A 7,934-nucleotide genomic window follows, 5' to 3' on the forward strand; every position below is an offset into this window, starting at 1 on the left:
GCTGTGGACAACGCATGGGGTCGAACAGGCGAGCGAGGGCCGGCGGCGGCCGGTGGGTGGTGCGCGTCGGGTCCGTGCGCGGTCGGTCCGCCCCTCCGCCCCTTCCCTTCCCGTCCCCGGGGCTGCCGCCCCGGACCCTTCGCTCCGGCCCGGACGGCCTCGTGCTCGAACATGCCGGACGGGCTCGCGGTGGCGAGCCCGTCCGGTTGTGCGCCTGCTCCTTGTGCACCTGCTCCGTCAGTCCGTCGCGATCGCGTTCAGGACGTTCATGCGGCCCGCCCGGAACGCCGGGATCAGGGCGGCGAACAGGCCCACGAAGGCCGAGCCGATGAAGACTCCGGTGATCGTCGGCCAGGGGATGTCGAGGACCTTCAGGCCCTCCAGCGCCAGGAGCTTCTGGGCGGTGGCGCCCCAGCCCATGCCCAGGCCGAGGCCGAGCAGGGCGCCGAAGACGGCGATCACCACCGACTCCAGGCGGATCATGCGCCGCAGCTGGCGCCGGGAGAGGCCGATGGCCCGCATCAGGCCGATCTCCCGGGTGCGCTCGACCACCGACAGGGCCAGCGTGTTCACCACGCCGAGGACCGCCACGATGATCGCGAGCGCCAGCAGGCCGTAGATCATGTTCAGCAGCTGGCCGATCTGGTCCTTCAGCGCCTGCTTGTAGTCGGTCTGGTCGCGCACGGTGTACTGCGGGTAGTCGTGCAGCGCCGACTTCAGCGCCGCGTAGGCGCTCTTCTGCTGCCCGTCCTTCGCCGTGGCGAAGAGCAGCTCGTCCAGCGGCATCCGGTCGGCGGGCACGAAGCGGGCGACCGTGGCGATGGAGGCGTACATCGCGCCCTTGTCGATCACGACGTCGTCGCTGGTGATCGCGCGGACGGTGAGCCGGGCCGTCGTGCCGTCGCGGAAGTCGACCGCCACCGTGGAGCCCACCTTCAGGCCGTGCTTCTTCGCGAAGCCCTCGAAGACGGACATCGAGCCGGGCCGGTAGGCGTCGGCGAGCGAGCCGGCGACCGTCTTGGTGCGCAGGTCCTGCGCGTAGGTCGGGTCGGCGGCGTTGATCGTCTCGTTCTTGGAGGTGACACCGTCCGGGGTGGTCAGGGAGGCGTCCAGCATCTTGTACTCGGTGACCCGGGCCAGGCCCGGCGTGGACTTCACGGCCTTGACCGCCTGCGGGGTGATGACCTCGCCGTTGTCGCTCTGGATGATGAAGTCGGTGCCGACGGTCTTGTCGAGCTGGTCGGTGGCGGAGGCGACCATGGAGGAGCCGACCACCGACAGGCACGCCACCAGGGCCAGGCCGATCATCAGCGCGGCACCGGTGGCGCCGGTGCGGCGCGGGTTGCGCAGCGCGTTGCGCTCGGCCATCCGCCCGACCGGCCCGAAGACCCGCAGGATGATCGCGCCCAGGACACGGACCAGACCGCCGGCGAGCACCGGGCCGATCACGACGAACCCGATCAGGGTGAGCACCACGCCCAGCCCCAGCCAGCCCGAGCCGGCCGTGGCCTTGTCGGCGCCGGCGGCCACGTACAGGCTCGCGCCGCCGGCGCCGGTGAGCACCAGGCCGATCAGGGCGCGCACCACGCCCGCCTTGGCGTCCGCCGGGGCGCCCGCGTCGCGCAGCGCGGCCATCGGGGAGATCTTCCCGGCCCGGCGGGCGGGCAGGTAGGCGGCGAGGACGGTGACGAGCACGCCGAGGACGAGTCCGGTCACCGGGGTGGTCCAGGCGACGGTCAGGTCGTCGGTGGACAGCTTCATGCCCATGCTGCCCATGAGCTTCATCAGGCCGACCGCGATGCCGACGCCGGCCCCGACCCCGAGCACGGATCCGACGACGCCCAGCAGCAGCGCCTCCACCAGCACCGACCGGTTGACCTGCCGGCGGGAGGAGCCGATCGCCCGCATCAGGCCGATCTCCCGGGTGCGCTGGGCGACCAGCATGGAGAAGGTGTTGATGATCAGGAAGATGCCGACGAGGAACGCGATCCCGGCGAAGCCGAGCATCGCGTACTTCATCACGTTCAGGAAGCTCTCGACCTCCTTCTGGTTGGCGTCGGCGACCTCCTTGGCGGTCTGCACCTTGTAGCCGTGGCCGAGCGCGGCGGCCACGTCACGCTTGAGCGCGTCGTCGGTGACGCCCTTGGCGGCGGTGACGTTGACGTTGGTGTACACGCCGGTCCTGCCCACCAGGGTCTGCTGGGCGGTCTTGGTGTCCAGGTAGAAGATCGCCGCGCCGGGGTTGGTGACGGTGAAGGCGGCGATGCCGGACACGTGCGCCCGGTGCGTGCCGATCGCCGTGATCACCCCGATCTCGTCGCCCAGCTTCAGGTGGTGGTTCTCGGCGGTGTCCGCGTCGACCATGATCTGGTCCGGGCCCTTGGGCGCCGTACCGGAGGTGATCTTCATGGTGCGGGCGTCGTTGGCGTTCCAGCTGCCGACGATGGTCGGGGCGCCGCTGGACGGCGACAGCTTGTCCTTGTCGGCGTCGACGACGGTCACCGAGGTGGAGAACACGGTGCCCTCGGCCGACTGCACGCCCCGCGTGCCGCGCACCGTCGCGACGACGGAGCCCGGCAGCACCGGCGGCCTGCCCGTGCGGGAGGTCGTCTCGCCGCTGTCGGAGGAGCCCTCGGCGCTGACCGTCACGTCCGACGACGTCGCCTGGAACAGCTTGTCGAACGTCGTGTTCATGGTGTCGGTGAACACCAGCGTGCCGCACACGAACGCCACCGACAGCAGCACCGCGACCGCCGAGAGCGCCATGCGGCCCTTGTGCGCGAAGAAGTTGCGCAGGGAGGTCTTCAGGACGGTCATGACGTACGCCCCCGCGCGTCGAAGTCCTTCATGCGGTCCAGCACCTGATCGGCGGTCGGCTGGTACATCTCGTCCACGATCCGGCCGTCGGCGAGGTACAGCACCCGGTCCGCGTAGGAGGCGGCCACCGGGTCGTGCGTGACCATCACGATGGTCTGGCCCAGCTCGTCCACCGAGCGGCGCAGGAAGCCCAGCACCTCGGCGCCGGCCCGCGAGTCCAGGTTGCCGGTCGGCTCGTCACCGAAGATGATCTCCGGCCGGGCGGCGAGGGCGCGGGCCACGGCGACGCGCTGCTGCTGGCCGCCGGAGAGCTGGTTCGGCCGGTGCTTGAGCCGTCCGGCCAGCCCCACGGTCTCCACCACCCGCTCCAGCCAGGCCCGGTCGGGCTTGCGGCCGGCGATGTCCATGGGCAGGGTGATGTTCTCCAGCGCGTTCAGCGTCGGCAGCAGGTTGAACGCCTGGAAGATGAAGCCGATCCGGTCCCGGCGCAGCTGGGTGAGCCTCTTGTCCTTCAGTCCGGTGATCTCGGTGTCGTCCAGGTAGATCTGACCGGCGGTCACGGTGTCGAGCCCGGCCAGGCAGTGCATCAGGGTGGACTTGCCGGACCCCGAGGGGCCCATGATGGCGGTGAAGTGCCCGCGGGTGATGTCCACGTCGACGTGGTCGAGGGCGACGACCCGGGTCTCCCCGGACCCGTACGCCTTCACGACCTGCCGGGCCCGCGCGGCAACGGCCGTGGGCCTTCCAGTACCCCCGTGCCTGGGAATGGTCACAGCCGATGTCACGGTTTGTCTCCTAAGTCGGTCAGCGGTCGGGGCACTTGCCCCTCCCCTGGGATGGATCCGGTTGATCCGGTCGATCTGGTTGATCCGGTGGTTCAGGTGGCGCCGGCGGGTCGTTCACCCCGCGGATCGTTCGTCCGCGGGGCGGTCGCGCACGGCGCTGCGCCACGTCGACGAGTCTGGTCGGCACAGCCGTCCGGCGCGCTGGTGCCGAGCCCCGTCTTCGGCGGGGGAAAACCCCACCCCCCTCGGTGCGGTGCGCCGCCCCCCAGCGGCGTAAAGCCAGGTTAAGGACGCTCCGGCCGCCCTCTCGTCCTCCGCCGGTACGAACCCGCCCCGACCCGAAGTACGGCGCACCCCCTAGGGGCCCTCCCCCGGCAGACCGACCCCGTCTCAGGGTCGCCTCCACCCGGGGACCCACCGAGCATCCACCCTCCCGCAGCCCGCGGGTCAAGTGCCAAGCTGTCCCCGGCAGATGCGTGCAGGGGGAAAGGATCCGCCGTGGGCCACACCGAACCCGCGATACGCCAGGCCGGCCGGGGCACCGCGGCCGACCGGCGCGGCGCCGTCGTCGCCGCGCTGATGCTCGCCATGGCGCTGGCCGCGCTGGACTCCACCATCGTGTCCACCGCGGTCCCGCAGATCGTCGGCGACCTCGGCGGCTTCTCCGTCTTCTCCTGGCTGTTCTCCGGCTACCTGCTGGCCGTCACGGTGACCCTCCCGGTCTACGGCAAGCTCTCCGACACCCTCGGCCGCAAACCCGTCCTCGTCGCGGGCGCCGCCCTCTTCCTCGTCGGCTCCCTGCTGTGCGCGGCGGCCTGGAACATGACCGCGCTGATCGCCTTCCGCATCGTCCAGGGCCTGGGCGGCGGCGCGCTGCAGGGCACCGTCCAGACCCTCGCCGCCGACCTCTACCCCCTGGAGGAGCGCCCGAAGATCCAGGCCCGGCTCTCCACGGTGTGGGCGGTCTCCGCGATCGCCGGCCCCGCGCTCGGCGGCCTGCTCGCCGCGTACGCCGACTGGCGCTGGATCTTCCTCGTCAACCTGCCCATCGGCTCCGCCGCCCTGTGGCTGATCGTCCGCCACCTGCGCGAGCCGCACCGCGAGCGCGCCGCGCGGCCGCGCATCGACTGGGCCGGCGCGCTCGCGGTGTTCGCCTGCGCGGGCGCCCTGCTCACCGCAGTCGTGCAGGGCGGGGTGGCCTGGCCGTGGCTGTCGGCGCCCTCCCTCGCCCTGTTCGGCGCGGGCGTGGCGCTGCTCGCGCTGGTCGTGGTCGTCGAACGCAGGGCGGCGGAGCCGATCATCCCCGGCTGGGTGTGGCGCCGGCGCACCATCGCCGCGGTGAACCTCGCCCTGGGCGCGCTGGGCCTGCTGATGGTCGCCCCGTCGGTCTTCCTGCCGACGTACGCCCAGGCGGTGCTGGGGCTGGCGCCGGTGGCCGCCGGTTTCGTCCTGTCCGTGTGGACGCTGACCTGGCCCCTGTCCGCCGCGCTCAGCCAGCACGTCTACCGGCGGATCGGCTTCCGCAACACCGCGATGCTCGGCATCGGCACCGCCGCCCTGCTGCTGTTCGCCTTCCCCTTCCTGCCCTACCCAGGCGCCGCCTGGCAGCCCACCGTGCTGATGCTCGCGCTCGGCGCCGCCCTCGGCCTGTTCCAGCTGCCGCTCATCGTCGGCGTGCAGTCCACGGTGGGCTGGTCCGAGCGGGGCACCGCCACCGCCTCCGTCCTCTTCTGCCGCCAGACCGGCCAGACCCTCGGCGCCTCCCTCTTCGGCGCGGTCGCCAACGGCGTCCTCGCCGCCCGCCTCGGCGGCGCGGGCGACCTCGACTCCGTCACCCGCGGCCTGGACGCGGGCACGGCCCCGGAGACCACCCGCCGCGCCATCGCCGCCGCCGTGCACGCCGTCTACGTCGGCGCGGGCTGCGCGGCGGCACTGGCGTTCGCCGTCCTGCTGGTGCTGGCACCGCGGCGCTTCCCCGTCCTGAAGGAATGACGGTCAGGTGACGGTCACGGGTGCGCCGTGCCGGTCACTGCACCCGGGCCCGGCCCTTCAGCGCCGCGATGCGGTCCTGCACGGTGTCCATCTGGGCCCGTACGTCGTCCCACATCTCACCGTGCTCGCGCAGCACCCGCTCGGTCTCGCGGGCGATGCGGTCCGCGCGCAGGCGGGCCTCGGCCAGGATCTCGGCGGCCTGCGCGCGGGCCTCCTCGGGGGCGCGCCGCGCGGTCTCCTGGGCCTCGGCGAAGGCGCGTTCCGCCGCGGCCAGCGCCGCCTCCGCGACGGCCAGCCGCCGCACGTACTGCGCCTGCAGCTTGGCCCGGCGCCGGGTCCCCTCCCGTTCGACCTCGCCGAGCCGGGCGTCGTGTTCGCGCGCCTGCTCGGTGAGCATGCCGGAGGTCCGCTGGCGCATCTCCCGCAGGGCCGCCACCGCCTCCGCCCGGCCGGCCCTGACCTCGCGGCGGACCGAGACGCGGATCTCGTCGGCCTCCGCCTGGGCCGCCAGCAGCCGGCGCCGGGCCCGTTCGTCGGCCTCGGCGCGCACCGCGTCGGCGTGCGCCTGCGCGGACTGATACACACCGTCGGCGTACGCCCGCGCCGACTCCGTCAGCTCCTGCGCCTCCTGCCGCGCCCTCTCCAGGACCCCGTGCGCCTCGTGCTGCCCCAGCTCGTACAGCCGCCGGGCGCCGTCGCCCAGCGACTCGTAGGTCTGCTCACCCAGTTGCGCGACGGTCTCGCGCAGGGAGGCCAGTTCCTTCTCCATGTTCTTGGCCAGGACGGTCAGCCGGGCGGCGCGCTCCCAGGCGGCGTCCCGTGCGTCGGAGAGGGCGTCGACGTAGGCGTTCACCTGGTCGCGCCGGTAGCCGCGGCCCCGGACGACCACGAAGCCGTGACGGGTCGCCGATGCGGCCCGCGCGGCCGAGGATCCCGCGGGCGCCGAGGACCTGGAGGCGCTGCCCATCCTGAACCCCTCTCCGTCGAAAACCGCCGATGGCCGCCCGCAGCCGCTGAACGGACGTGACACGAAGACATCGCGCATATCTTGAGCTATTGGGTCTAAATGCTCATAACGCGACACTCCGGGCGCAGGCCGCGGTCGGCCGTGGTCGGCTGCGACCGTCCGTGATCGGCCGTGGCCGGCCGACCGTCCGTGGTCGGCCGCGGACACGACAGGGCCGGGTCCGGTCGTACCGACCGGGCCCGGCCCTGTCACTTCGTCAGTTCCTCAGCGGCGCACGCTCACAGCAGGCCGTCCCACATCTGCTCCAGCAGCACCGACCACCAGCTGTCCGGCGAACTCAGCGCCGCCGGGTCCAGACAGGCCAGCTGAGCCTGGAAGTCGACGGTCCAGCGGCCCGCCTGCTCCGGGTTCAGGCCGTAGCGCAACCGCCACATCCGGCCGAGCAGCGCCAGGCAGCGCGCGAACTGAGGCAGCCCGGTGTTCACGAACTGCGGCGGCACCGGCGCACCGCCCGGCCCCGCCTCCACCGGCACGGCCACGATGTTCGCCGTGCCGTACTGCACGCAGATCGCCTTGCCGAAGTCGCTGCCCATGACGAGGTAGGAGCCCGCGTCCGGCGCCGGCCGCACCCCGCGCTCGGCCGCCAGCTCCGCCAGCGTCGGCACCGGGCGACCCGGCTGGGCCTGCGCCCAGAAGAACGGGCCCATGTCCGTCGGCAGACCCGCCACCACCAGCGTGTGCGCCACGACCGGCGGCACGCCCTGCCGCTGGACCGCCGCCTGCTCGAAGCGGAAGACACCCGGCCCGAAGGCCGCGCCCAGCTCCTGGGCGATCGCCTCCGGCGGGATCGGCGGCGCGGCCTGCACCGCCGGCAGCGGCGCCCGCACCGGGGCCGGCCGCGCGGGACCGTCCGCGACCTGGTGCAGCTCCCCCTGGTGGGCCAGGAGTTGCTGCATGCCCTGCCGGCGGCTCGCGTGATCGGTGCCGTACGGCGCGATCGACGTGATCCGCGCCTGCGGCCACTGCTCACGGATCATCCGCGCGCAGTAGGCGCCCGGCAACCGGCACGACTCCAGCTCCGTGTGCAGCTCCAGCACCTGGTCCGGCGGCACGTTCATGGCGCGCAGCTCGTGGAAGATCTGCCACTCCGGGTGCGGCATGCCCGGCGCGGAACGCCGGATCAGCTGCTGCTCGGAGCCGTCCTGCGCGCGGTAGCGCAGCACGGCCTGGTAGCCGGGGCCCACGGTCGGCTGCCCCTGCTGGGGGTAGCCGTAGGCCGGCGGCTGCCCCGGCGCGGGCATCGCACCCGGAGGCGTGGCCGCCTGTCCGGGGGGCGGCACGGCACCGGGCGGCGGCATCGCGCCGGGGGGCGG

At 73.2% G+C, this 7,934-nt stretch carries 5 protein-coding genes; 1 reads left to right on the plus strand and 4 read right to left on the minus strand.

All coding sequences use genetic code 11. The features are described from left to right. Nucleotides 1-237: 237 nt before the first annotated feature. On the minus strand, nucleotides 238-2,817 hold the full coding sequence (locus GV126_RS30080) for an ABC transporter permease (protein WP_159672587.1): 2,580 nt from the start codon (nucleotides 2,815-2,817) through the stop codon (nucleotides 238-240). Beyond that, nucleotides 2,814-3,602, minus strand: coding sequence for an ABC transporter ATP-binding protein (locus GV126_RS30085; protein WP_159672589.1), 789 nt, complete (start codon nucleotides 3,600-3,602; stop codon nucleotides 2,814-2,816). Before GV126_RS30085 ends, GV126_RS30080 begins: the two co-directional genes overlap by 4 nt. Nucleotides 3,603-4,100: 498 nt before the next feature. Between GV126_RS30085 and GV126_RS30090 the strand changes: the two genes are divergently transcribed. Further along, nucleotides 4,101-5,594, plus strand: a complete 1,494-nt coding sequence (locus tag GV126_RS30090; RefSeq protein ID WP_159672591.1) for an MFS transporter — start codon at nucleotides 4,101-4,103, stop codon at nucleotides 5,592-5,594. A 34-nt stretch (nucleotides 5,595-5,628) separates the two neighbouring features. Here GV126_RS30090 and GV126_RS30095 read toward each other — a convergent pair whose 3' ends face one another. Further along, the gene (locus GV126_RS30095; protein WP_159672592.1) at nucleotides 5,629-6,561 is read right to left on the minus strand and encodes a cellulose-binding protein; all 933 of its coding nucleotides are present in this window, start codon (nucleotides 6,559-6,561) and stop codon (nucleotides 5,629-5,631) included. Nucleotides 6,562-6,839: 278 nt separating this feature from the next. Then, on the minus strand, nucleotides 6,840-7,934 hold a 1,095-nt coding region (locus GV126_RS30100; protein ID WP_236570173.1), incomplete at its 5' end, for an SUKH-4 family immunity protein.

Source organism: Streptomyces mexicanus (assembly GCF_902506575.1).
GTDB classification, from domain to species: domain Bacteria; phylum Actinomycetota; class Actinomycetes; order Streptomycetales; family Streptomycetaceae; genus Streptomyces; species Streptomyces mexicanus.

Coding starts and splice junctions, on each gene's coding strand:
- GV126_RS30080 (WP_159672587.1), bottom strand. CDS start 2,817: ATGACCGTCCTGAAGACCTCCCTGCGCAACTTCTTCGCGCACAAGGGC.
- GV126_RS30095 (WP_159672592.1), bottom strand. CDS start 6,561: ATGGGCAGCGCCTCCAGGTCCTCGGCGCCCGCGGGATCCTCGGCCGCG.